At 68.9% G+C, this 544-nt stretch carries 1 protein-coding gene; it reads right to left on the minus strand.

The window, feature by feature from the left end:
* Window positions 1-365 (minus strand): IS110 family transposase (locus ACLQ25_RS32805; protein WP_425734604.1); only part of this gene is annotated, 365 nt, incomplete at its 3' end.
* Window positions 366-544 lie beyond the last annotated feature (179 nt).

The following is a 544-nucleotide window of genomic DNA, read 5'->3' on the forward strand; positions in this document are numbered from 1 at the left end:
CGCCGCAGCGTGTGCGGCAGGGTGCGGGCCGCGTCAGCGATGACATAGGCATCACGGGCATCGGTCTTCGCGCTGCCGGGATGCAGATCAGCGATCCGGCGCATCGCCAAGCCAGGCAGGTAGGCCACCTGATGCCCGCATGCCCGAGCCACCGCGACCGGCAAGGCGCCGATCGAGGCCGGCTGGTCGACCACCACCAACACCGTGCCGTGACGGGCGAGTTTGTCGAACAACTGCCGCAGCCGGACTTCGGTATTCGGCAACGGCGCGTCGTGCAGCCGATTGCCGTCCGGGGCCAACCCGACCGCGTGGTGATCACCCTTACCGACATCCAAGCCCAGGAAGACGCCATATCCGTCGCGCACCAGACCCGCCTCCACGCATCGCATCGTGGCCTCGGCCGCAGTCAGGGGCGTCGGACTGCCGGCAGCCACGTTACGACGAGACCTACCCCAACACGGGTGGCCGTGTCCCTATCAGCGGTCCGCCGACGCCACCCGACCCGGCGACAACACCCCCCGGATCATCCGAACGACAGGGGCAG

This window comes from Micromonospora sp. DT44 (assembly GCF_049841635.1).
In the GTDB taxonomy this organism is placed as follows: domain Bacteria; phylum Actinomycetota; class Actinomycetes; order Mycobacteriales; family Micromonosporaceae; genus Micromonospora.